The sequence below is a fragment of the Nonomuraea sp. NPDC054003 genome, assembly GCF_055585125.1.
The window spans coordinates 25,047-48,816 of record NZ_JBVJKR010000015.1; the positions used below are offsets into that span (position 1 = coordinate 25,047).

Annotated in this window: 19 protein-coding genes; 12 read left to right on the forward strand and 7 right to left on the reverse strand. The window is 71.9% G+C overall.

The window, feature by feature from the left end:
* Positions 1 to 17 precede the first annotated feature (17 nt).
* Complete coding sequence (locus ACZ6YG_RS33585; RefSeq protein ID WP_466020225.1) at positions 18 to 809, reverse strand: hypothetical protein; 792 nt, start codon at positions 807 to 809, stop codon at positions 18 to 20.
* 198 nt (positions 810 to 1,007) lie between these two features.
* Here ACZ6YG_RS33585 and ACZ6YG_RS33590 point away from each other — a divergent pair, with 198 nt between their 5' ends.
* From ACZ6YG_RS33590 to ACZ6YG_RS33600, 3 genes are all read left to right on the forward strand, one after another.
* Positions 1,008 to 3,026 (forward strand): adenylate/guanylate cyclase domain-containing protein, encoded by a 2,019-nt coding sequence (locus tag ACZ6YG_RS33590; protein ID WP_271275689.1) that lies wholly within the window; start codon positions 1,008 to 1,010, stop codon positions 3,024 to 3,026.
* A 34-nt stretch (positions 3,027 to 3,060) separates the two neighbouring features.
* Positions 3,061 to 3,723: a Crp/Fnr family transcriptional regulator gene (locus ACZ6YG_RS33595; protein WP_148035179.1), complete on the forward strand. Its 663-nt coding sequence runs from the start codon at positions 3,061 to 3,063 to the stop codon at positions 3,721 to 3,723.
* Between the two features lie 66 nt (positions 3,724 to 3,789).
* Positions 3,790 to 5,229: an MFS transporter gene (locus ACZ6YG_RS33600; RefSeq protein WP_148035180.1), complete on the forward strand. Its 1,440-nt coding sequence runs from the start codon at positions 3,790 to 3,792 to the stop codon at positions 5,227 to 5,229.
* A 9-nt stretch (positions 5,230 to 5,238) separates the two neighbouring features.
* On the opposite strand, the gene ACZ6YG_RS33605 is transcribed toward ACZ6YG_RS33600, so the two are convergent.
* Both ACZ6YG_RS33605 and ACZ6YG_RS33610 read right to left on the reverse strand, forming a co-directional pair.
* A complete protein-coding gene (locus tag ACZ6YG_RS33605) occupies positions 5,239 to 7,110 on the reverse strand; it encodes an ABC transporter ATP-binding protein (RefSeq protein WP_219546699.1) in 1,872 nt (623 codons plus the stop codon).
* A 34-nt stretch (positions 7,111 to 7,144) separates the two neighbouring features.
* A complete protein-coding gene (locus tag ACZ6YG_RS33610; RefSeq protein ID WP_466020226.1) occupies positions 7,145 to 9,193 on the reverse strand; it encodes a PhoX family protein in 2,049 nt (682 codons plus the stop codon).
* Positions 9,194 to 9,317: 124 nt separating this feature from the next.
* Between ACZ6YG_RS33610 and ACZ6YG_RS33615 the strand changes: the two genes are divergently transcribed.
* The gene (locus tag ACZ6YG_RS33615) at positions 9,318 to 9,755 is read left to right on the forward strand and encodes a sterol carrier family protein (RefSeq protein WP_466020227.1); all 438 of its coding nucleotides are present in this window, start codon (positions 9,318 to 9,320) and stop codon (positions 9,753 to 9,755) included.
* Here ACZ6YG_RS33615 and ACZ6YG_RS33620 read toward each other — a convergent pair.
* Positions 9,752 to 11,110: a DUF4190 domain-containing protein gene (locus ACZ6YG_RS33620; RefSeq protein WP_466020228.1), complete on the reverse strand. Its 1,359-nt coding sequence runs from the start codon at positions 11,108 to 11,110 to the stop codon at positions 9,752 to 9,754. The genes ACZ6YG_RS33615 and ACZ6YG_RS33620 overlap by 4 nt on opposite strands.
* 554 nt (positions 11,111 to 11,664) lie before the next feature.
* On the opposite strand from ACZ6YG_RS33620, the gene purF reads away from it, so the two are divergent.
* Positions 11,665 to 13,101, forward strand: a complete 1,437-nt coding sequence (purF, locus tag ACZ6YG_RS33625; protein ID WP_148035184.1) for an amidophosphoribosyltransferase — start codon at positions 11,665 to 11,667, stop codon at positions 13,099 to 13,101.
* Complete coding sequence (purM, locus tag ACZ6YG_RS33630) at positions 13,098 to 14,123, forward strand: phosphoribosylformylglycinamidine cyclo-ligase (protein ID WP_148035185.1); 1,026 nt, start codon at positions 13,098 to 13,100, stop codon at positions 14,121 to 14,123. The genes purF and purM overlap by 4 nt, the downstream gene beginning before the upstream one ends.
* Positions 14,124 to 14,318: 195 nt before the next feature.
* Here purM and ACZ6YG_RS33635 read toward each other — a convergent pair whose 3' ends face one another.
* Positions 14,319 to 14,540 (reverse strand): DUF3073 domain-containing protein, encoded by a 222-nt coding sequence (locus ACZ6YG_RS33635; protein WP_148035186.1) that lies wholly within the window; start codon positions 14,538 to 14,540, stop codon positions 14,319 to 14,321.
* Between the two features lie 153 nt (positions 14,541 to 14,693).
* Complete coding sequence (locus ACZ6YG_RS33640; RefSeq protein ID WP_148035187.1) at positions 14,694 to 15,773, reverse strand: Leu/Phe/Val dehydrogenase; 1,080 nt, start codon at positions 15,771 to 15,773, stop codon at positions 14,694 to 14,696.
* A gap of 105 nt (positions 15,774 to 15,878) precedes the next feature.
* Here ACZ6YG_RS33640 and ACZ6YG_RS33645 point away from each other — a divergent pair, with 105 nt between their 5' ends.
* The 6 genes from ACZ6YG_RS33645 to ACZ6YG_RS33670 all read left to right on the forward strand — a co-directional run bounded on the left by ACZ6YG_RS33645 (position 15,879) and on the right by ACZ6YG_RS33670 (position 21,559).
* Positions 15,879 to 16,742: a DUF8083 family protein gene (locus tag ACZ6YG_RS33645; RefSeq protein ID WP_148035188.1), complete on the forward strand. Its 864-nt coding sequence runs from the start codon at positions 15,879 to 15,881 to the stop codon at positions 16,740 to 16,742.
* Positions 16,743 to 17,064: 322 nt separating this feature from the next.
* On the forward strand, positions 17,065 to 17,268 hold the full coding sequence (bldC, locus tag ACZ6YG_RS33650; RefSeq protein ID WP_013133571.1) for a developmental transcriptional regulator BldC: 204 nt from the start codon (positions 17,065 to 17,067) through the stop codon (positions 17,266 to 17,268).
* A 388-nt stretch (positions 17,269 to 17,656) separates the two neighbouring features.
* Positions 17,657 to 18,691 (forward strand): LacI family DNA-binding transcriptional regulator, encoded by a 1,035-nt coding sequence (locus ACZ6YG_RS33655; RefSeq protein WP_261808923.1) that lies wholly within the window; start codon positions 17,657 to 17,659, stop codon positions 18,689 to 18,691.
* A gap of 121 nt (positions 18,692 to 18,812) precedes the next feature.
* Complete coding sequence (locus ACZ6YG_RS33660) at positions 18,813 to 19,061, forward strand: hypothetical protein (RefSeq protein WP_148035189.1); 249 nt, start codon at positions 18,813 to 18,815, stop codon at positions 19,059 to 19,061.
* A 54-nt stretch (positions 19,062 to 19,115) separates the two neighbouring features.
* Positions 19,116 to 19,970 carry an N-acetylmuramoyl-L-alanine amidase gene (locus ACZ6YG_RS33665; RefSeq protein WP_364229741.1) on the forward strand — a complete coding sequence of 285 codons (855 nt, stop codon included), beginning with the start codon at positions 19,116 to 19,118 and terminating at the stop codon, positions 19,968 to 19,970.
* Positions 19,967 to 21,559, forward strand: coding sequence for a beta-N-acetylhexosaminidase (locus tag ACZ6YG_RS33670; protein ID WP_466020229.1), 1,593 nt, complete (start codon positions 19,967 to 19,969; stop codon positions 21,557 to 21,559). The genes ACZ6YG_RS33665 and ACZ6YG_RS33670 overlap by 4 nt, the downstream gene beginning before the upstream one ends.
* Positions 21,560 to 21,563: 4 nt before the next feature.
* Here ACZ6YG_RS33670 and recD2 read toward each other — a convergent pair whose 3' ends face one another.
* The gene (gene recD2 / locus ACZ6YG_RS33675; RefSeq protein ID WP_466020230.1) at positions 21,564 to 23,714 is read right to left on the reverse strand and encodes an SF1B family DNA helicase RecD2; all 2,151 of its coding nucleotides are present in this window, start codon (positions 23,712 to 23,714) and stop codon (positions 21,564 to 21,566) included.
* Between the last annotated feature and the right edge of the window lie 56 nt (positions 23,715 to 23,770).

Genomic DNA, 23,770 nt, shown 5'->3' on the forward strand with positions numbered 1-23,770 from the left:
CCGGCCCTTTCGGTGTGTCAGGAGCTCTTCTTCAGGCACACCACGTAGACGGTGCCGCTCGTCTGGCCCTGGCCCTGGATCGTGACGGTCCAGGTGCCGGGGCCGGTGGGGGCGCTGGCGATGACCTGCGTGCCCGAGCTGACGGCGAAGCCGCCGCCGGTCGCCAGGTCACCCTGGTGGCAGTTGGCGCTGGCGCCGTTGCGGGAGAACTGCTGGGTCTTGGTGTAGGTCGTGAAGCTGCCGCCGCCGTCCTTACCGTCCCTGCCCGGCTCGCCCTTCTCGCCCTTCGGTCCCGGGACGCCCTGCTTGCCCTGGGGACCCGCCGGCCCGGTGTCACCCTTGGGGCCCTTGTCGCCCTTCTCACCCTTCGGCCCCGCCGGGCCGCTGTCACCCTTGGGACCGGCCAGGCCGGTGTCACCCTTCGGGCCCTGCTCCCCCTTCGGGCCCTGCGGCCCGGTGTCGCCCTTCGGGCCCTGGGCGCCCTGCTTGCCCTGGGGGCCGCGCATGCCGCGCGGCCCCTGGGCGCCGGTGTCACCCTTGGGGCCCTGCGCCCCGGTGTCGCCCTTGGGACCGGACGTGACCGCGGTCTGGGTCACCGTCTCGCCACCGCCGATCTTCATCCGGATCTCGGCCGGCTTGCACTTGCCGGACGCGTTGATGATCCGGACGTACCGCGACTTCTTGTGCACGCAGGCCGTGACCTCGCCGGCCGCGGCGGCGGTGGTGGCGGAAGAGGCGGTGGCGGCGCCCCCCACGGTGAGAAGTGAGGCGGCCAGCGCGCCCACCGCGGCCACGCGCAGAATCTTCATCGAATGGTCCCTCTCAGGTACGGATGTTGCTCATGGTTCTCACGCGTCAACCGTTCCAATGGATGACAGCTCTCACATAACGTGTCGATTACGAAACAGTGCGTGACAATATGTTCTGACGTTACTTGACCTGTCATGAAGGTTGATGCGCGTAAAAAGACGCATTGGCAGGCCCGGTCCCGCGGGGATAATCAGGGCGTGCCGACGCCCGCGCCTTACCTTCCTCCCGCCACCCAGCCGGTGCGCGGGGTCGTCTGGGTGATCCACCTCTCGCTGCCGCTGCTCGGGTTCTGGCTGCTGCTCGCGCAGCCGCACCTGAACGTCGAGTGGCAGCACAACCCCAGCCATTTCTGGATGATCGTGATCGTCGCCGGGCTGAACGTCGGGCTCGGCACACTCATCAGCGAGGCCTCGCGCAAGCGGCAGGACGCCCGCCTGTTCCTGGTCTCCATGGTGTTCATCAGCAGCGCGGGCTTCTTCTTCCTGCACGGGCTGGCCACCCCGAAGGTGATCCTGCCCACCGGGTCGCTCGGCTTCGACCTGGGGCAGACGGTCGGGCTGACGATCGCCTCCGGGTTCGCGTTCGCCTCGGCGCTGCCGCTGGGCGAGCGGGCGGCCGGCCAGGTGTTCAGGGCGCAGCACGTGATCCGCGGCGTGCTCTTCGGGTTCATGGCGCTGTGGGGGCTGGCCTCGCTGGTCCCTGACGTGACGCCGCTCAGCCGGCCGCCGCTCACGGACCCGGTGGTCTGGGTGGTGTGGCTGTCGGTGCCGGGGCTGGCGCTCTACGCGGCGGCCGCCGTGATGATGTTCGTGCTCCACCGGCGGCGGCCGTCGGCCATGCTGATCAGCCTGATCACGGCGTACGCGCTGCTGGCCGAATGCATGATCGCCGGGATGCCGCAGCTCAACTGGCACCTGACCTGGTGGGAGTGGCACGTCCTGCTGACGTTCGCCTTCGGGTTCGTCGCCTACAGCGCCTACCTGCAGTTCAGGCGGGAGGGGTCGAGCGCGGGGCTGTTCGACTCGGTGGCGCTCTCGGCGACCGTGCGGCGCATCCAGCGCGACTACGACCGCGCGCTGGAGGAGCTGGTCGAGCACGTGCGGCGGGGCGAGCCACTGGCCGCCTCCCGGCTGTCGGGCAAGTTCCGGCTGAGCGAGGGCCAGGCGGCGGTGCTCGACCGGGCGGGCCGGGCGCTGGCCGACGAGCGCGAGCTGTCCGAGCGGCTGGGCGCGCTCGTCGACGTGAGCGCCCAGACCCGCGTCGGCCTGCCGGAGCAGGCGTTGCTGGCCGCGGCGCTGGACCGGGTCAGGCAGGCGTACGGTGACGTGCGGATCGGGCTGGTGTCCGACGGTCAGGCGCAGATCGGGTCGCGCTCGTACGAGTTCCCCGGCGACGTCCCCGTCAGGGGGGACGGCCGCATCGCCTTCCCGCTGACCGTCAAGAACCGGCTGGCCGGGGTGCTGGAGGTGCCGATCGGCCGCACCGAGCAGGACGAGGCGCTGGCCGCCACCCTGGCCGGGCAGCTGTCCATCTCGCTGGAGAACGCCCGCCTCTACAGCGAGCTGCACACGCTCTTCCGGCAGTACATGTCGCCCGACGTGGCGAACGCGCTGCTCGCCGACCCGGCCCAGGCCGAGCTGGGCGGCCAGGTCAAGGAGGTCACCGCGCTCTTCGCCGACCTGAAGGGGTTCACCTCGTTCTCCGAACGGGTCGCGCCGGGCGAGATCGTGGAGATGCTCAACCGCTACCACACGGCCGCGGTGCCGTGCGTCCTCTCCAACGGCGGCACGATCGTGCAGTTCGTCGGCGACGCGATGCTGGCCCTGTTCAACGCCCCGGCCACGCAGGAAGGGCACGCCAGGGCCGCCTGCGCGGCCGCGCTGGCGATGCAGCGGGCCGCCGCCGAGGTGGCCGAGGAGATGGCGTGGCGGCGGACCGGCCAGGAGCCGTGGCCGACGTTCCGGGTGGGGGTCAACACCGGGCCGGCGCTGGTGGGCAACATCGGCAGCCCGGAGCTGCGCGGCTTCAACGCGATGGGCGACTGCGTGAACGTGGCCTCCCGGCTGGAGTCGCTGGCCGAACCCGGCACGGTGGTGATCGGCTCGGCCACGCTCAAGGGGCTCGGCGACGGCGTGACCGTGCGGCCGCTGGGCAAGCTGAGCCTGAAGGGTAAGCAGGAACTCGTCGAGGCGTACGTTCTCACGTCAATGCGATAGCTACGACGCTCGTCGTACGGACATAATCGGGCGCATGAAGGCAGAGCCGGGCGAGTTCCTCTCCATGCTCACCGACGACGAGATCGAGGCCCTGCGCGCGGCCGGCCGGCCGCGCAGGTGGGACCGCGGGGCGACGGTCATGTCGGAAGGCGACACCTCCGACTGGGTGCTCGTGCTGACCGAGGGCCGGGTCAAGGTGTCCTCCCACACCAGCGGCGGCACCGAGGTGGTGCTGGCCGTGCGCGGGGCGGGCGGGCTGCTCGGGGACATGTCGAGCATCGACGGCTCGCCCCGCTCGGCCACGGTGACGGCGCTGGAGCCCATCTCCGGCATCGTCGTCCGCGACTTCCCCGGCTTCCTCCAGGAGCACGGGCGGATCGCGGTGCTGCTCATGCGGATGGTCACCGACCGGCTGCGCGACTCCGACCGCAAGCGCATCGAGTACGGCGCGTTCGACACCACAGGCCGGGTGGCGACCCGGCTGATCGAGCTGGCCGAGCGCTACGGCGAGAAGACCAACAGCGGGGTGCGGGTGGCGCTGCCGCTGTCGCAGGACGAGCTCGCCGGGTGGACGGGCGCGTCCAGGGAGGCGGTCAGCAAGGCGCTGCGCACGTTACGCGACCGCGGGCTGATCGAGACCGGGCGGCGCCGGGTGGTCATCCACGACCTGGAGGGACTGCGCAAACGCGCTCGGTGAACCAAATTCTAGAATATCCCTCACCCAGCTGACCGCGGACGTACGTCGTACGTCATAGTGGAAGGCATGGTCGCCGTCTCCCCCGATCAGGCCCGGTTACGTTACGCGTGGCGTGTGTGCTCGGTCACCAGTCTGGGGCTGATCCTCATCGGCATGGCCGGCAGCACGCTCAACGTGGCGCTCCCCACCGTCGTGCGCCACTTCCACGCCACCCCGTTCCAGTCGGGATGGATCCTGCTGGCCTTCCTCCTGACCAACACCGCGAGCCTGATGTTCTTCGGCCGGGTCGCCGACCTGCTCGGCCGGCGGGAGGTCTATCTGGCCGGGTTCGCCCTGTTCACCCTGGCCTCGCTGCTGGCCGGGTTCTCGCCGGACGTGTGGTTCCTGGTCGCCATGCGGGTGCTGCAGGCCGTGGGCGCGGCCATGATCCTGGCCAACGGCACCGTCATCATCACCGAGGCGTTCCCGCCCGACCGGCTGAGCCAGGGCATGGGCGTCTACATGGGCACCCTGTCGGTCGCCCAGCTCGCCGGGCCCACGCTGGGCGGGCTGATCGCGTCCACCGCGGGCTGGCAGTGGATCTTCTGGGTCAACGTGCCCGCCGGGCTGGCCGCGGTCGTCTGGGGAGCGGTCACGCTGCGCAAGATGCCGCGCGGGCCCCGGCGCCCGGTGGACGCGCTGGGCAACGCGCTGGTGTTCGCGGCCCTGTCGGCGGTGCTGCTGGCCCTGTCGGAGGCCGGGTCGGGCGGGCTGACCAGCCCGGTGGTGCTGGCCGGGGCCGGCGTGTTCGCGTTGCTGGTGCCGCTGATCGTGATCGTGGAGCGGCGGGCCGCCCACCCGGTGCTCGACCTGCGCCTGTTCGGCGGGCGGATGCTGGCTTGCGCGAACCTGGCCTCCTTCTGCAACGCGGTCGCCAGGGCCTCGCTGATCCTCGTGGTGGCGCTCTACTTCCAGGCGGCCCGAGGACTCGGTCCCTTCGAGGCCGGGCTGAGCGTGCTGCCTGTGCCTGTGGGCATGGGGCTGGCCTCGCCGATCGTGGGCGCGCTCGGGCGCAGGGTGTCGCCGTACGCGCTGAGCATCGGCGGGGCCCTGATGAGCTCCGCCGGGCTCGGCGCGCTCCTGCTGGCGACCGACCCCGGCACCCCGTACTGGGTGATCGGGCTCGGGCTGTTCGTGGCCGGCTGCGGCAGCGGGACCTTCCTGACCGGCAACACCACCCAGGTGATGGGCGCGCTGCCGAGCGGGAGCCTGGGCGTGGTGAACGGGTTCCGGCTCATGGTGATGAACGTCGGCGTGGTGCTCAGCGTCGGGCTGTCGCTGAGCGTGCTCGGCAGCGCGGTCGGCCCCGAGGTCCGGGCCCAGGTGTACGCGGGGACGCTGTCACGGCTCTCACCGGTGGCGCTCGACCAGCTCATGGCCGGCTTCCAGCGGACGTACGCGGTGCTGTTCGCGGTCGCCCTGGCCGGCGCCGCCCTGGCCGCCCTGGCCCGCTCCCCCCGCCGCTGAGCCGCGGGCTCACACGGCGACGACGGGCTCGGCGAACTGGGTGCGGTACAGCTCCTCGTAACGGCCGCCGGCGGCGAGCAGCTCGGCGTGCGTGCCGCGCTCGGCCACCCGGCCGTCCTCGATGACCAGGATGACGTCGGCGGCGCGGATCGTGGACAGCCGGTGCGCGATCACCACCGCGGTGCGCCCGTCGAGCGCCTCGGCCAGGGCCTCCTGCACGGCCGCCTCGTTGGTGGAGTCGAGCGCGGCCGTGGCCTCGTCCAGGATGACCACCCGCGACCCGGCCAGCAGCAGCCGGGCGATCGTCAGCCGCTGGCGCTCGCCTCCCGACAGCCGGTAGCCGCGCTCGCCCACGACCGTGTCCAGCCGGTCGGGCAGGGACTCGATCAGGTCGCCGAGCCTGGCCCGGCGCAGCGCGTCCCACAGCTCCTCCTCGGCGGCGTCCGGCCGGACGAACAGCAGGTTGTTCCTGATCGTGTCGTGGAACAGATGACCGTCCTGGGTCACCATGCCGAGCGTCCCCCTGATGGAGTCGGCGGCCAGGTCGCGCACGTCCACGCCGCCGATCCGCACCGCGCCCGCGTCCACGTCGTACAGCCGCGGGATGAGCTGGGCGATCGTCGACTTGCCCGCGCCCGACGAGCCCACCAGGGCGACCGTCTGGCCGGGCGCGGCGGTGAAGGAGACGCCGTGCAGCACCTCGACGCCGCCGCGGGTGTCGAGCGCGGCCACCTCCTCCAGCGAGGCGAGCGACACCTTGTCCGCCGACGGGTACGCGAAGCGCACGTCGTCGAACTCGATCGACACCGGCCCCTCGGGCACGGCCCGCGCGTCCGGTTTTTCCTTGATCAGCGGCTCCAGGTCGAGCACCTCGAAGACGCGCTCGAAGCTGACCAGCGCGCTCATCACGTCCACCCGGGCGCTGGCCAGGGCGGTCAGCGGCGAGTAGAGCCGGGTGATCAGCAGTGCCAGCGCCACCACCGAGCCCGCGTCCAGTCGCCCGGCCAGCGCGTAGAAGCCGCCCAGCCCGTAGACCAGCGCCAGGGCCAGCGACGAGACCAGCGTCAGCGCGGTGATGAACGCCGACTGGGTCATGGCCGTGCGCACCCCGATGTCGCGCACCCGCCCGGCCCGCGCCGCGAACTCGGCCGACTCCCTGACAGGCCGGCCGAACAGCTTCACCAGCGTCGCCCCCGGCGCCGAGAACCGCTCGGTCATCTGGGACCCCATGGCCGCGTTGTGGTCGGCGGCCTCGCGCCGCAACCGGGCGATCCTGGTGCCCATCCGGCGGGCCGGCAGCACGAACACCGGGAGCAGCAGCAGCGCCAGCAGCGTGATCTGCCACGACAGCGAGATCATGACGGTGATCGCCAGCACCAGCGTCACCACGTTGCCCACGACGCCGGAGAGCGTGTCGGTGAACGCCCGCTGCGCCCCGATCACGTCGTTGTTCAGCCTGCTCACCAGCGCGCCCGTACGCGTCCTGGTGAAGAACGCGACGGGCATGCGCTGCACGTGGTCGAAGACCGCCGTGCGCAGGTCCAGGATCAGGCCCTCGCCGAGGCCGGCCGACAGCCAGCGGGCCACCAGCCCCAGCCCCGCCTCGGCCAGGGCCAGACCGGCGATCAGGCCCGCCAGGCCGACCACCACGCCCACCGGCTCGCCCGCGCCGATCGCGTCGAGCACCCGGCCGGCCAGCACCGGCGGGGCCACCGCCAGCGCCGCCATCACCACGCTCAGGCCCAGGAACAGCGTCAGTTTCCGGCGGTGCGGACGGGCGAACCCCCACACGCGGCGGAGCGTCGCCTTCGAGATCTGGCGACGCTCCGGTTCGTTGTTCAGTGAATACAGCTGATGCCAGGCAGTCACTTCCATGCTCATGGCATGGAGGCTAAAACCTGAACCTCTCTTTAGGTCAAGCGCCGATCTTCTTGCCGCGCTCGTGCCAGACCACGGCCACCGACGGCCGCGGCTGGCTGCCCTCGCCGTCGGGCCAGCGGCTGGCGGGCCGGTCGGGCGTCGCGCCGTCCGCCTCGCCGGGGTGCTGCACCGCGACCCACACGCTGAGCTGGTCGTCGCTGATCAGCGGGCCGCAGGTCTCCGCGGCGACCGGCACGGTGAGGAACTGGCGTACGTAACCGCGCTCCTTGCCCTTGACCGGCATCACGAACAGGCCGTCGTTGGTGCCGAGGGCGTTGCCGTCAGTGGAGATCCACAGGTTGCCGTCGGGGTCGAAGGCCAGGTTGTCCGGGCAGGAGATCGGCGACACCTTGGTCTTGTCGAACCCGGCGAAGTAGGTCGAGGGGTCGTTCGGGTCGCCGCAGACCAGCGGGACCGACCAGGAGAACTTCTTGGCCGCCGCGTCGTCGCGCTGCTCGATCAGCTCCACCACGTGGCCGTGCTTGTTGGCGGCGCGCGGGTTGGCCTCGTCCACCTGGGCCGGGGTGCGGTTGGAGTTGTTGGTCAGCGCGATGTAGACGCCGCCGGTGACGGGGTTGCGCTCCATGTCCTCGGGGCGGTCCATCTTGGTGGCCGACACCTTGTCGGCGGCGGCGCGGGTGTAGACCAGCACCTCCGCGGCGGTCATGCCCTCGACGAACGACCTGTCGCCGCTCACCAGCGGGATCCACTCGCCCGAGCCGTCGAAGGCGCCGTCCGACGGCAGCTTGCCCGAGCCGTCGAGCTCCTCCTTCGGGCTGTCGCCGGTGAACCTGGCGACGTACAGCGTGCCCTCGTCCAGCAGGGTGCGGTTGTGCCGGTCGTGGCCCTTGATGTAGCGGCCCTTGGAGACGAACTTGTAGACGTACTCGAAGCGCGAGTCGTCGCCCATGTAGGCGACCAGGCGGCCGTCACGGGAGATCGTCGTCGTCGCGGCCTCGTGCGCGAAGCGGCCCAGCGCGGTCCGCTTGATCGGGGTCGAGTCCGGGTCGAACGGGTCGATCTCCACGATCCAGCCGAACCGGTTGACCTCGTTCGGGTGCTTCTCCAGGTCGAACCGCTCCTCGACGCGGTCGAACCGGCGGCCCGCGGTGCCCGACGGGATGCTGTAGCGGGTGATGTACGGCTTCTGCGCCTCGGGGACCTTGTCACCGTTGACGAAGTACTGGTTGAAGTTCTCCTCGGCGGTCAGCACCGTGCCCCACGGGGTGGTGCCGCCGGCGCAGTTGTTGAGCATGCCGACCGGCTTGACGCCCTTGGGGTCGGCGGCCGTCTTCAGCAGGTCGCTGCCGGCGGCCGGACCGGAGAACCGCATCGGCGTCGACACCGTGATCCGCCGGTTGTAGCGGCGCCCGTTGGTGACGAGCTTCCACTCGCCCGTGTTGCGGACCCGCTCCACCTCGACCACCGAGCCGCCGTGGGCCGCCATCGCAATCTTGATCTGCTCCTCGGTGGCCGCCGTCCCGTCGGTGTAACCGCGGAACATCAGGTTCTCGTCGGTGTACTCGTGGTTCACCCACAGCAGCCCGCGGTTGCGGTTCATCTCGAAGAGCGTCACGTAGTCACAGTTGTAGCCGAACTGCATGGCCTGCGCCTCGGCCGTCTGGTTGTCGAAGTCGAACGCGGGCGCGCCCGGCAGCACCGGGTCACCCCAGCGCACCACCGCCGACGACCTGTACCCCTTGGGCACGGTCAGCGCGTCAGCCTTGTTCGGCGCCACCGGCTCGAAGCCGAGCCCGCCCTTGCCACGCGGGGGGCCGGACCTGCCCGGGTCGGCCATCGCCGGGGCCGCCCCCATCGTCACGCCGGCGCCGGCCACCAGCGCGCCCAGCGCACCGGCGCGCAGCACGCCCCGGCGGGACAGCGCCTGCTCGGCCACCTCGCCGAAGTACGGGTTGCCGCTGGTGTTGGCCACGTCGTGCGCGCACTGGTTGCCGCATCGGAACTGACAGGTCATCGCGGATCGGCCACCCTTGTGCGGGGTGGAAAGCAGCGGCAGCAGCCGGCGCGGCGACAGGTTCGCCACAGGGTCCTCCAAGGTTGCGCGGTTCTCCCGCCGGGACGTTACGGTCACCGCACCAACCCGAGATGAACGAACGCCACCGCCTCGATGAACGCTTTACCGTTGCCCGTCAGAGGACAATGGGGCGGTGCCACCACGCAGAATCGACCCCGAGAAGCTGAGATCCGCCCTCGACGACCAGCTCGTCGCGCTCGACCGGCCGCCCTACGACGGGCCCGCCGACGCCCTCACGGGGGCGCTCGTCGCCGCCGTGCTCGCCGCCTACGACCGCGGCCTCCAGCCCGACCGCTCAGCGGCCCGTCTGGTCGTGCGTCACCTGCTCGACCGGCTCGTCACCGCCGCGCCCGGCCGCACCGTCGAGGTCCGCGTCCCCCCGTACGCTGCCGTCCAGGCGATCGCCGGCCCCCGCCACACCCGCGGCACCCCGCCCAACGTCGTCGAGACCGACCCGCGCACCTGGATCGAGCTGGCCACCGGCCGCCTCACCTGGGCGGAAGCGGTGGCCGCCGGCACCGTCTCGGCCAGCGGCGCCCGCGCCGACCTGTCAGCCCACCTGCCGGTCTAGCGCGGGCCCCGCATCCACGGGATCCGCTCCTCGAAGCACCGGTCCGCGAGGCCCTGGGGCAACCGGCCGCAATCCTGCACGATGTCCCAGAACCAGAGGGACACCGCGCCGAACACCAGCAACGCCAGCACACTGAAGGCGATCCCGGTGATCGCCCTGCCCTTGCCCACCCGCCGGACCAGCGCCATGATGCCGAACACGATCGACAGGATCGCCGTGAGCAGGCCGATGAAGCACACGAACACCAGGAACGGGCTCGCCACCCCGAGCACCAGCGACGCGGTCGCCAGCCCGCTCCCGGGCTGCGCGGCCTGCCACTCGCCGTACCCGGGTCCCCCACCCGGCGGCCCCCCGTACGGACTCGACGGCGACGTCCCCGGCACCGGCCCCTGCTCCCCGTACGGCCCGCCCCCGGCTCCCCCGTACGGCGACGGCCCCCCGTACGGCGACGCCGGCCCTCCATAAGGCGACGCCCCACCCTCCGGCCTCCCGTAGGGCGACTCCGCCCCCTCCGGCCTCCCGTACGGCGACTCCGCCCCCTCCGGTCTGCCGTACGGCGGCTCCGTGCCCTCTGGCCCGCCCTGAGGCGACTCCGCCCCCTCCGGTCTGCCGTACGGCGACTCCGCGCCCTCCGGCCCCCCGTGAGGCGGCGCTCCGCGCTCCGGTCCGCCGGGCGGCTCGGGGGCCCCTTCTGCAGTTCCTTCGTGTGGTGGGGTGGCTCCGGGGGCGGTGGGTCGGCCCTCGGAGGGCGGACGGCCGCCGGTGGGTTCTCCGCTCTCGGGATGCTTTCCGCTGTCGGCGAAGGCCCCGCGGCCTTCGCCGTGCGCCCAGTACGGCGGTTGCTCGGCCCCGCGTGGGCCCGGCCCCTCGCCGGTGGCGGGGCGCTGGCCGGGAGCTGCACCGGCTTCGCCCTCGGGCCAGTCCTCGCCGTACCTGGGAGTGTCATCGGGCGGCGGGACACGGTGGGCGCCGTAGGCCTGCGGACCGCTGCCGGGCTGCTGACGGTGCGCGCCGTAGGACTCGCCTTCCGGACGATCCGGACGCGTGCCGTGAGGCTCGTCTCCTTCCGGCTGGCCGGGACGGGGGACGTCGGGACCGCTCTCGTACGGAGGTTCCGCGAACGGCAGGGGCTCACCCGTGGAGGGCTCCTCGAAGCGGGACGGGGTGCGGTCCTCGGGCTCCTCGTAGCGGGACGGGGGCCGGGCACCGGGGGTGGTGGGCTGGTCCTCGGAGGTGCCCTCCCACCCGGGGTACGGCGGAGTGCCGCCGGGGGTGGGATAGGCGCGGCCCTTGTCATCGTCCCGGGGCGGGACCTCGAACACCGCCGTCCGCTCGGCGTCACTCTCGTCGGGCACCTGGGCGGGTGGCGGCGTCTCCGGTGATTCGGGCAGGTCCGGATGCCGCGGCTCCCCAGGCCCTCCCCCGGGCGCCGGCCCCGGAGAGGGTTCCCCAGGAACGGGCCCCGGAGAGGGTTCAGGTTCCACGGGACCCGGACCGGGCGAGGGTTCCGGTTCTATGGGACCCGGTTCGGGGCGGGAGGGCCGGTCGGGTTCGGGCACGACGGGAGGCTTCGGAGCGAGAGGTTCCTCACCCTCGCCGGGCTCCTCCGTCCGGCCGCCGTCATCGCCGGCGGCCCCCTGAGGACGCTCGTCCGCGGGGTCATCCGGGGCGCCTTCGGCCCACCAGGGGCGGTCCGGTTCGGGGTGGTCGTTCGGGTCGCCAGGTGTGGTCACGTTCCGCTCTCCCGACGGGGTCTGCATGCCGGATACTTCACCTTTTCGCAGGAGCGGCACTTGAAACCTGACGACACGGGTAACCCCCCGGTCATCTTCCGTCCAAACGGGCGCGGTCCGGCGAGGACGCACCCCGGGTGCGCGAGCACGAAGCCGGCCGACCTAGACTGAACTACGTGCTGAAGGGCGACGGCCGGCTCGGCCATGACCTGGACCCCGACGACCGCGCGCCGAAAGACGCCTGCGGCGTGTTCGGCGTCTGGGCGCCAGGCGAGGAAGTGTCCAAACTCACCTACTACGGGCTGTACGCGTTGCAGCACCGCGGCCAGGAGTCCGCGGGCATCGCGGTCAGCGAGGGCAGCCGCATCCTCGTCTACAAGGACATGGGCCTGGTGGCCCAGGTCTTCGACGAGTCCGTGCTCGGCACCCTCCGCGGCCACCTGGCCATCGGCCACTGCCGCTACTCCACGACCGGTTCCAGCGTGTGGGAGAACGCGCAGCCCACGCTGAGCTCGACCGACGTGGGCGGGCTCGCGCTGGCCCACAACGGCAACCTGATCAACACCCCGGCGCTGGCCCAGCGTCTGGAGCCCGGCACGACCCGGGCGACCACCGACACCGACGTGCTCACCACGCTCCTCGCGCAGGATCGCAGCCGGTCCGTCGAGGACGCCGCCGCCGAGCTGCTGCCGCAGGTCAAGGGCGCGTACTCACTGGTGTTCATGGACGAGACGACGCTCTACGCCGCGCGCGACCCGCAGGGCATCCGCCCGCTCGTGCTGGGCAGGCTGGAGCGCGGCTGGGCGGTGGCGTCGGAGACGGCGGCGCTCGACATCGTCGGCGCCACGTTCGTCCGCGAGATCGAGCCGGGCGAGCTGCTCACGATCGACGAGCGCGGCGTCCGCTCGCGCAGGTTCGCGCTGGCGGAGCCCAAGGGCTGCCTGTTCGAGTACGTCTACCTCGCCCGCCCCGACACGACCATCGCCGGGCGCGGCGTGCAGGTCACCCGGGTCGAGGTGGGCCGGGTGCTGGCCCGCGAGCATCCGGTCGAGGCCGACCTGGTGATCCCGACGCCCGAGTCCGGCACCCCCGCCGCCGTGGGCTACGCCCAGGAGAGCGGCATCCCCTACGGCCAGGGCCTGGTGAAGAACTCCTACGTCGGCCGCACGTTCATCCAGCCGTCGCAGACGATCCGCCAGCGCGGCATCCGGCTCAAGCTCAACCCGCTGCGCGAGGTCGTGGAGGGCAAGCGCCTGGTCGTGGTCGACGACTCGATCGTGCGCGGCAACACCCAGCGGGCCATCGTGAAGATGCTGCGGGAGGCCGGCGCGAGCGAGGTGCACGTACGGATCTCGTCGCCGCCGGTCGCGTGGCCGTGCTTCTACGGCATCGACTTCGCCACCCGCGCCGAGCTGATCGCGGGCTCGCTGTCGGTGGAGGAGATCCGGGCCTCGCTCGGCGCCGACTCGCTCGGCTACATCTCGCTCGAAGGGCTCACCAAGGCCACCACGATCCCCGCCGAGCGGCTCTGCCGGGCCTGCTTCGACGGCTCCTACCCGATCCCGATCGACGAAGACAACGTCGGCAAGTTCGTCCTGGAGAGCAAGGCGTGACCACCTACGAGGCCGCGGGCGTCGACATCGAGGCGGGCGAGCGCGCGGTCGCGCTGATGAAGGACAAGGTGGCCCGCTCGCGCCGCCCGGAGGTGGTCGACGACGCCAGCGGCTTCGCCGGGCTGTTCGACGCGTCGGCGCTGCTGCGTTACCGGCGGCCGCTGCTGGCCACGTCGACCGACGGGGTCGGCACCAAGGTCATGATCGCGCAGCGCTACGGCAAGCACGACACGATCGGCGTCGACCTGGTCGGCATGGTCCTCGACGACCTGGTGGTGTGCGGGGCCGAGCCGCTGTTCATGACCGACTACATCGCCTGCGGCAAGGTCGTGCCCGAGCGGGTCGCGGAGATCGTCGGCGGGGTGGCCGAGGGCTGCCGGCTGGCGGGCGCGGCGCTGGTGGGCGGCGAGACGGCCGAGCACCCCGGCGCGATGGGGCCCGACGAGTACGACCTGGCGGGCGCCGGCACGGGCGTCGTCGAGGCCGACGCGATGCTCGGTCCCGACCGGGTCCGCGAGGGCGACGTGGTGCTGGGGCTGGCGTCGTCGGGCGTCCACTCCAACGGCTACTCGCTGGTGCGCCACGTGCTCAAGCTGGCCGACCTCTCCCTCGACGCGGAGCTGCCCGAGCTGGGCCGGCCGCTGGGCGAGGAGCTCCTGGAGCCGACGCGCATCTACTCGCTCGACTGCCTGGAGCTGGCCCGCACGGTCGAGGTGCACGCCTACGCGCACATCACCGGCGGCGGGCTGGAGGGCAACGTGTCCCGCTCGCTGCCGGGTCATCTCGACGCGGTGCTCGACCGCTCGTCGTGGACGCCTCCGGCCATCTTCCAGGTGCTGGCGGGCCACGGCCGCATCGCGCAGGCCGACCTCGACCGTACGTTCAACCTGGGTGTCGGGATGGCGGCGATCGTGCCGGCGGAGGTCGCCGACGAGGCGGTCCGCCTGCTGGAAGGGCGCGGGCTGCCCGCGTGGGTGCTGGGCGAGGTCGTGCCCGGCGAGGGCCGCGCCCGCTACCGCTGAACGCCTCACGGCGTGCCGGGCGCTACCGGTTGATCGCGCCCGGCCATCCCGTGTCGCCGGACACGTACACCTCTCACCCGGCACGACGCGAGCGTGACGAAGCCCCACGGGTGGCCCGTGGGGCTTGCGCGCTTCGGGCTGGGCGCCCGGCGGATGCCGGGCACTCGCCACGGTCAACGGGAAGAGTGAGAACGGCTAGCGGCGGCCGGACGATCGTCCGCCGTCGTCGTCTCCGTAGTCGTCGGCGTAATCGGCATAGCGATCCGCCAGCTCGTCGTTGAGGTCGTCGGCGTCGTCGTTGCTGGAGTCTCCGACCCCGAGTTCGTCGCGAAGTCGGTCGAGATCCGTGCCACCGCTGTTGTACTTCAGCTGGCGAGCAACCTTGACCTGCTTGGCCTTTGCTCGGCCGCGCCCCATTGGCTCGACCCCCTCGTGTGGGGTCGTCTCCCGACCCCTCGTCGCTAACGCACCACACGCTGACGCCGCCCTTGCATCGGGCGTCAGCCTATCGTTCGCCTATTACCGTACCTGTTTTGTGCCCAGCTCGGTACGTCGTATGAGCGCGGGGCGTCAGCGCCCTAGCCAAATGCCCCTAATCCGCCCGACTTCCGACATTCTGCGCTCTGCCAGCCTATCCGCTGCCACCGCCGGGGGTACGCCTTCCTCCGACGCGATCGCGAAGATCTTCAGGGTCGTGTCGTAGATCCCCATCGCCTTGGCGCGGGCGCGCTCCATGTCGAAGCCGCCGATCTCGTCGGACACCTGGATCACGCCGCCGGAGTTGACGACGTAGTCGGGCGCGTAGAGGATGCCGCGCTCGTCGAGCTGCTTCTCCACGCCGGAGTGGGCGAGCTGGTTGTTGGCCGCGCCGCAGACGACCTTGGCGCGCAGCGTGGACACCGTGGCGTCGTCGAGCACCCCGCCCAGCGCGCACGGCGCGAACACGTCGATGTCCGCCGCGGTCAGCTCCCGCGCGTCGGCGACCACGTCGACCTCGGGGTGGAGCCGCTTGACGCGGTCGATCGCCCGCTCGCTGACGTCGCAGATCACCACGTCGGCGCCGTCGTCGCGGAGCAGGCTGACCAGGCGGTGGCCGACCTTGCCGACGCCCTCGACGCCGACCCGCCTGCCGCGCAGCGTCGGGGCGCCGAAGACCCGCTCGGCCGAGGCGCGCATGCCCTGGAAGACGCCGAACGCCGTCAGGATGGAGGAGTCGCCGGCGCCGCCGTGGGCGACGGTGCGGCCCACGACGAAGCGTGACTCGCGGGCGATGAGGTCCATGTCCTCGCTGTAGGTGCCGACGTCGCAGGCCGTGATGTAGCGGCCGCCGAGCGACTCGACGAAGCGCCCGTACGCGCGCAGCAGCGGCTCGCTCTTGTCGCGGGCGGGATCGCCGATGATGACGGCCTTGCCGCCGCCGAGGTCGAGGCCGGCCAGCGCGTTCTTGTAGGCCATGCCCTTGGCGAGGTTGAGCACGTCGGCCAGGGCGGCCTGCTCGCTCTCGTACGGGTAGAACCTGGTGCCCCCGAGAGCGGGGCCGAGTGCGGTGTTGTGGATGGCGATGATGGCGCGAAGGCCGCTCTGCTCGTCGGCGCAGAAGACGACCTGCTCGTGAACGTCCTTGTGGGACGCACCGAAGACGTCGGTCACGGTAGTGACTCCCTGTCCGGTCCGCCGCCCCTTCGCGGCGGAGATCACTCAAGCGTAGTCGGCACGACGATGCACGGCGGGTTGGCTTCATGACACGATGCCTCCGTGCTGCCCTATGCCGCCTACCTCCGCGTCTATGAGCCGCTGACCGCGTTCTCCGAATCCGAGCGCAAGGTCTGGGCCGACTATGCCGATTCTCGCGACCGTCCGCGCCGGGCCAACGCGCTCCAAGCCGAGCACGGGGAGTCGGTCAGGCGCCTGCTTGGCATGCCTCCTCAAGTCGTACCCGCGCAGGAGAGCCCCAACGCCTACCTGCGGCGTGTCGAGGACCGTCTGTACGTCTGCCCCTGGCAGACCCGGTTGCGCTCGTGGCTGGCCTTCTCAAGGCTCCGGGGCAGTGTCCCTGTGAAGCTGATGGACCGGTTCGTCCCGAATGCCATCGCCGAGCAGACGGCCGACGACTTCGACCGCTACAAGCGCGGCGCCGGTTCCGACGCACTGCGCACCCACATCCGCACCACGGCCTGGCACGTGCCACCCTCGTGGTTCGTGCCGTTCGACGGCAACGAGCGCTGGCTGGTGCTCGGCGCCTCCGTGCCCGGACAGGACGTGACGACCGCCACCGGGCGCAACCTCATCTACGTCACGTCCATGGCCCAGGCCAGGAGGCGGGCCGCGCGGGCGCTGCAGGTGCTGCGGCGCAACCTCGGCGACACCGCGCCCAACTTCGACGTGGAGGACGTGGCGCGGTGGCTGGAGGAGTTCCACCCCCACTCGCTGGTGGAGCTCGACTACGGCGGCCTGGTGCATCTGATGAACGACGAGGCGCTGCAGGCCGACCAGTCGGTGGCGGAGCTTTCCGCGGCCCTGACGGGGCTGGACACGGGTCAAGAAGAGCTTGCCTATGCCATGTACCAGAGGGTCATCCTTCGCTGGAAGTCAATGCAACTCCTGGAATCTTCCAACTGAACCCCAATACGACCGTCTGACCTGCATGAGTAGGTCATGAGTCGCGGCTGCTCACTTCTGCGAACTGAGTAGTTTGCCGTTTTCACTGCGATACCACGAAACGTGTCGCTAGAATCACCGAGCGTGACATCGCCGCAGGGGCGGGCAGTTGGGTCAAAGAAGGGCTCGCCAATCGCTCTGCGTGGCGGTATGGTCACATCGGGTGATGCCGTATATGGCCCAGAAAAGCCGCACGCTCTGGGTCATAGAGGGACATCCGTGACACGCGCAAAGGCAGTCGCAGGATCGCGAAGCCGGTCCACACGGAGGAGAGGCCGCACAAATGTCAGCTCGTACACCCGAGGCCGAGCCGCTGCTCACGCCCGCCGAGGTCGCCACCATGTTCCGGGTCGACCCCAAGACCGTCACCCGGTGGGCCAAGGCGGGCAAGTTGACGTCGATCCGCACCCTCGGCGGTCACCGGCGCTACCGGGAGACCGAGGTTCGCGCACTGCTGGCGGGGATTCCGCAGCAGCGCTCGGAGTGAGACCAGGGTCGTCACCAACCTCAGGGGGGTTCTCACGGTGGGCCAGGTCGGCGTGGCCCGGTCCACCCCAGTGACGACTCGGACGTCATACAGGGGAGTTGGCGCCGCCCGCCCGGCGCCATCCTTCCCCGGTTTCCTTCCCACGCCACCCGCGCCGCCCGCCGAGGCGCGCGGACCCATGCGCGACTGAGCGTCGCGCGGTCGAAACGCAGTCGTCGCACGCCGTCGAGCTTCTGAACGCTCCGGCCTCATCCCTTGCCGACCTGCGGACATCCGGGCAATGACGGGCTTCCGGAACCCAGGCCGTACCCTGCGGCGAACTCGATCGTTTGGTGGTACAGGTGCCCCAACATCCGCATCGCGGGGGAGACACATGCCAGGACCGCCAGTGAAGTCATCGACCATCACCGAGCTGAGAGAGGTAGACGCGCTGCCTCGACCAAGGCCCACCATCCGCAACGTCGCCGAGCGAGCCGGCGTCTCGAAATCGCTGGTCTCACTCGTGCTGCGCGGATCCCCGCACGTGAGCGAGCACCGGCGCCAGGCCGTGCTGCAGGCGGCCCGTGAACTCGGCTACCGGCCGAACGCCGTCGCGCGCAGCCTCGTGGAAGGCCGCACGCACCTCGTCGGCGCACTCGTCGCCGACCTGCACAACCCGTTCTACGCCGAGTTCCTCGACGGCCTGCAGGAGAGCCTGCACGGCGACGGGCTGCGCATGCTGATCGGCAACAGCCAGTGGGACCCGGCGTTCGAGGACGAGGCCGTGGAGGCCTTCCTGGAACTCCGGGTCGACGGGCTGGTGCTCTTAGGCATCGCGCCCACCAGCGAAACCCTGATCGAGGCGACCTCGTACACCCCGACGGTGGTCGTCGGGGAACGTGACATCGAGCTCGACGGCGTCGACATCGTGGTCGACGACGACCAGCACGGCGCGCGCCTGGCGATCGACCACCTGGTCGCGGCCGGGCACAAGCGCATCGCGCACATCGAGGGCCCGCGCCCCTCCCGCTGCGAGGGCTACCTCGTGGCCATGCGCAGGCACTCGCTGGCGCCCTACATCATGGTCGAGGCGGCGGACGCCTCGGAGGACGGCGGCAGGACGGCGGCACTCGCCCTGCTGACCCGCGAACCGAGGCCCACCGCCATATTCGCCGCCAACGACGTGGTCGCGCTCGGCGTGCTGATCGCCGCGGCCGAACTCGGCCTGCGGGTGCCGGAAGACCTCTCGGTGATCGGCTACGACAACACCCACCTGGCGGCGTCGGACCACATCTCCCTGACCTCGGTCGACCAGCCCCGGCGCGCGATGGGGCGGACGGCCGCGGCGCTGCTGAGCGATCGCATCTCCGAGCCGGCCAAGGCCGCCCGGCTACGCGAGGTGACACCGGAGCTGATCGTGCGGCGCAGCACGGGTCCTGCCTAAGAGGATGTCAAAGGTCGGTCAACACGCTCCGTGACGCCCCGCCCGGCGGTTAACTCGCCAGGGTCATGCTAATTGTGGCCGGACTTGCGGTCCGGCCACGATCTGATCCGGGGGGACAGCCATGCGTGATCCGGAACTGGTGTCGTGCGCCCAGCGTGCCGCGGCCGAGCTCGAGCGCGCCTGGGCGCAGTGGCGCGCCGGGCGGGGCCGGGGCACCGACGTCGGCGTGGAGTCCGTCGCCAGCTACGTCGCCCACTCGCTCGACCACCCGTGGGGCCGGCCCCGCGTCGTCCTCGGCCTGGACGCCGAGGACGCGCGGGAGCTGGCCGCCCTCCTCCAGCGTCAGGAGGTCGGCGAGCACGTGTGGTGAGCGGGTTCGCGGCGTTCCGCACCCCGCGGACGAGGTTGCCGTAAGTTGGAGCGCATGCGTGCGCTTCCCGCCTCTCTTCTCGCTGCCTGCGGCCTGGTCGCCTCCGCGTGCGGCGGCGCCGTTCCCGGTGCCCCCGTGGCGGACCAGATGGCGCGCCGGGACGCCGGGCCCACGTCGAGCGCCACGGCCGCCGAGCCCGCCCGGTCGGCCGGCTCGGCCCGGCCCGCCGAGAAGGCCCCCTCCGTGCGGCCGCTCGACGGCAGGGTCGTCGTCATCGACCCGGGACACAACGGAGGCAACGCCCGCGCCCCGAAGGAAATCAACCGCAAGGTCAACGTGCTGACCCAGTGGAAGGCCTGCGACACCACCGGCACCTCCACCAACAGCGGCTACTCCGAGGCGGCCTTCAACTGGGACGTGTCCACGCGCATGGCCAAGATCCTCAGGAGCCGCGGCGCGACGGTGAAGCTCACCCGCTCCAGCAACACCGGCGTCGGCCCGTGCATCACCGAGCGGGCCGCGATCGGCAACCGCAGCGAGGCCGACGCCGCGATCTCGGTCCACGCCGACGGCTCCAGCCCAGGAAACCGCGGCTTCCACGTCATCATGCCGAAGAAGATCGGCGGCCCGGTCGACCCCGTGGTGGGCGCCTCGGCCAGGCTGGGCAAGGCCGTGCGCGACGCCTTCCGCGAGGGCACCGGGCTGCCGTACTCCACCTACATCGGCAAGAAGGGGCTCGACTACCGCGGCGACCTGGGCGGGCTCAACCTGTCGACGGTGCCGAAGGTCTTCATCGAGGCCGGCAACATGCGCAACGCGGGTGAGGCGGCGAAGTTCCGCGACCCGGCGTTCCGCCAGAAGATCGCGCTGGCGCTGGCGAACGGCTTGCAGCACTATCTGAAGTCATGATCCCTCGCCCGAAGCTCAGCCGTCCCTTGTCCGCCTCCTACGAGCTGACCGCCGGGGCCGCCGTCTCGGGGCCGGCCGACCTGATCGGCGCCGTCCGCACCGCGATGCCGGGGCTGGACTTGCTGCCGGGCGACGACGGCGCGATCGACCTGCGGCTCGACCCCTCGCTCGGCGACGAGGCCTACCGGCTGACGGTGGGCTCGCGCGGCGTCGAGATCGCCGCCGGCGGCCGGGCGGGCGCGTTCTACGCCGCCCAGTCGCTGCGCCAGCTGCTGCCCGACGAGGCCTTCCGGTACGGTGCCGCGACGTCGTGGACCGTGCCCGGGGCGCGGATCGAGGACGAACCCCGCTTCCCGTGGCGCGGGCTCCACCTGGACGTGGCGCGCCACTTCTTCCCCAAGCGGGAGGTCATGCGGCTGGTCGACCTCATGGCGCTGCACAAGCTCAACCGCCTCCACCTCCACCTGGCCGACGACCAGGGCTGGCGGGTGGAGAGCCGGGCCTACCCGCTGCTGCACGAGATGTCCTCCCACCGGCCGCGCTCGGCCGTGCACCCGTACGGTCAGCCGGAGGCGTTCGACGGCATCCCGCACGGCGGCTACTACACCCTGGACGACCTGGCCGAGATCGCCGCCTACGCCCGCGACAGGGCGGTGACCGTGGTGCCGGAGATCGACGTGCCAGGGCACGCCTCGGCGATCCTGGCGGCCTACCCGTCGCTGGGCGCCACGGGCGAGCCGCATGACGTGCTCGACCGGTGGGGCATCTCCCCCGCCATCCTGTCGCCGCTGCCGCCGACGGTCGAGTTCCTCACCACGATCTTCGACGAGCTGCTGGGGGCGCTTGGCGAGACCCCCTACGTGCACATCGGCGGCGACGAGGTGGTGCTCGACCAGTGGGCCGCCTCGCCCGAGATCGACGCCTACCGCGAGTCGCTCGGCCTGGCCACGGTCAACGACCTGCAGGCGTGGTTCCTGCGGCGGCTGGCCGACGCGCTGGCCGAGCGGGGCAGCCGCGCGGTGGTGTGGGACGAGGCGTTCGTGAGCGGCGGGCTGCGGCCGGACACGGTCGTCATGCCGTGGCGCGGGCAGGGCGTGGCCCGCCGCGCCGCCGCCGCGGGCCACGACGTGGTGGCCACCTCGGTCTTCCCGCTCTACTTCGACTACGCGGAGGCGGCCTCGCCCGACGAGCCGCTGGCCATCGGCGAGACGATCACCGTGGCCGACGTGGCCGCGTTCGACCCCGCCCCGGACGACTGGGCTCCTCAGGAGCGTGAGCGGGTCATCGGCGTGCAGGCGCAGCTCTGGACGGAGCGCGTGCCCGACCCGCGCACCCTCGACTACCGGATGTGGCCCAGGGCGTGCGCGCTGGCCGACATCGCCTGGGGCGCCCAGGACGACTTCCCCGGCCGCCTGGAGGCCCACCTGGGGCGGCTGGACGCGCTCGGCGTCGAGTATCGCCCGCCGGCCGGGCCGCACCCGTGGCAGCGCCGCAGGCCGCACCTCCCCGGCGTCATCCGGCTCGACGAGGTGATGGACCGCATCGAGGCCATGACCCACGACCCCGAGTCGACCCGGCCCAGCATCTGACCCGTCAGGCCAGCGCGAGGGCCAGCCGCTGCGGCAGCGCGGTGTTGCGTCTGCGGCCGAGGGTGTGGACCGCCATCTCCAGGGCCTCGCGCCGGCCCACCAGCACCACCCACGACTTGGCCCTGGTCACCAGCGTGTAGAGGAGGCTGCGGCGCAGCATGATGCCGCCGGACTCGGCGACGATCGGGGCGACCACGAACGGGTATTCGCTGCCCTGGGAGCGGTGCACGCTGATCGCGTACGCGTGGGTCAGCTCGTCGAGCTCGCCGAAGGCGTACTCGACCGTGCGGCCGTCGTCGGTGCGCAGCTCCACCAGCCGCTCGCGCTGGTCGACGGCGGTGACCGTGGCGGTCTCACCGTTGAAGACGCCCTTGTCGTAGTTGTTGCGGATGGGCAGGACCCGGTCGCCCGCCCGGTAGACCGAGGAGCCGTACCAGTGCTCGTCGACCCCGTCGCCCGGCGGGTTGAGCCGCTCCTGCAGGCGGCGGCCCAGCTCGACGGTGCCCGTGACGCCCTTGCGCATCGGGCAGAGCACCTGCACCTGGTCGGGGCGGATGCCCTGCTTGCGGGGGATGGCCTCGGTGGCGAGGTGGATGACCCGGTCGGCCACCGCCTGCGGGTCGTCGAGCTCCTCGAACCAGAACCCGCCGCCGCCGGGCAGCCCGGGCAGCTCGCCGGCCCGCACGTGGTGGGCGGCCCTGACGATGCCGCTGCCCTGCGCCTGGCGGAAGATGTGGGTGAGCCGGACGCGCGGGATCTCCTCGACGCTCAGCAGGTCGGCCAGCACCCGGCCGGGGCCGATGCTGGGCAGCTGGTCGCTGTCGCCGACCAGCAGCAGGTGGCTGCCGGACGGGACGGCCGACGCCAGCCGGGTGGCGAGCTGCAGGTCGAGCATGGACGCCTCGTCGACCACGATGAGGTCGGCCTCGACGGGCCGCTCCTGGAACAGCGCGCCGTCGTCCTCCGGCTGCTGGGCGAGCATGCGGTGGACGGTCATCGCGGGCAGCCCGGTCAGCTCCGACAGGCGCTTGGCCGCCTTGCCCGTGGGCGCGGTGAGCGTCACCCGGCCGCCCATCGCCCGCACGGTGGCGGCGATGGCGGCCACCGTGTGGCTCTTGCCGCAGCCCGGACCGCCGGTCAGCACCGAGACCGTGCTGGTCAGCACCAGGTTGACCGCCGCGCGCTGGTCGTCGTGGAGCCGGTCGTCCTCCTGGAAGGGCCGCAGCCGCAGCTTGGACGGGGCGCGGGCGAGCCGGGCGAGGTGAGCGGCCAGCGCGACCTCGCGGCTGTGTTCCTGCTTGCCGTAGACGACCAGGCGGCCCGGGTCGGAGGGTGACGCCTCGACGACCACCCGGCGGTCGGCGTGGAGCGCGTCGACGGCCTGCCTGATCTTCGGCTCGTCCTGCTCGACCAGCGCGGCCACCTGGGCGACGAGCGCGCGCAGCGGCACGAAGCAGTGGCCGCCGCTGGCCGCGGCCGCCTCGATCCGGTCGACCACGGCCGCCTTGACGCGCTGCGGGCTGTCCTCGGGGACGCCGGAGCGCAGCGCGATGCGGTCGGCGCTCTGGAAGGCGATGCCGCGCACCCGGCCCACGAGCTGGTAGGGATCGGTGGTGAGGACACGCAGCGACTCGTCGCCGTACACCTGGTAGATCTTGGCGGCGAGCAGCGGGCTCACCCCGAAGCCCTGCAGGGCGACCATGAGGGCGGCGACGGCCTTCTGCTCGGCCCACGCCTCGACGATCTGGGCCTGACGGATGGCGCCGATGTTGACCACCTCGCGCAGCCGGCCGGGCTCGGTGTCGATGACCTTGAGCGTCTCCTCGCCGAAGTGGCTGACGATGGCGTGGGCCAGGCGCGGCCCGACGCCGCGGATGAGACCGGAGCCGAGGTAGAGGGCGATGGCGCGGACGGTCGAGGGCGCGATCCGCTCGCACCGGCGGACCTGCAGGCGGGCGCCGAAGCGGGGGTGCTCGCCCCACTCGCCGGCGAGCAGCAGCCGCTCCCCCGGCTGCGCCCCGGCCAGCGTCCGGCCGGAGGCGATGAAGGAGGGCATGTCGTCGGCGCTCACCCGGGCGACGGTGTAGTCGTCGTCGCCGACGTGGACGAGCTGCTCGACCGTGACCTCGACCTCGTCGGGTCTCGCGCGCGCCACCACTCAACTCCCGGCCGTCGTGTCCGGCATCCGACGCTCGGACGTTAGCCGCCCGT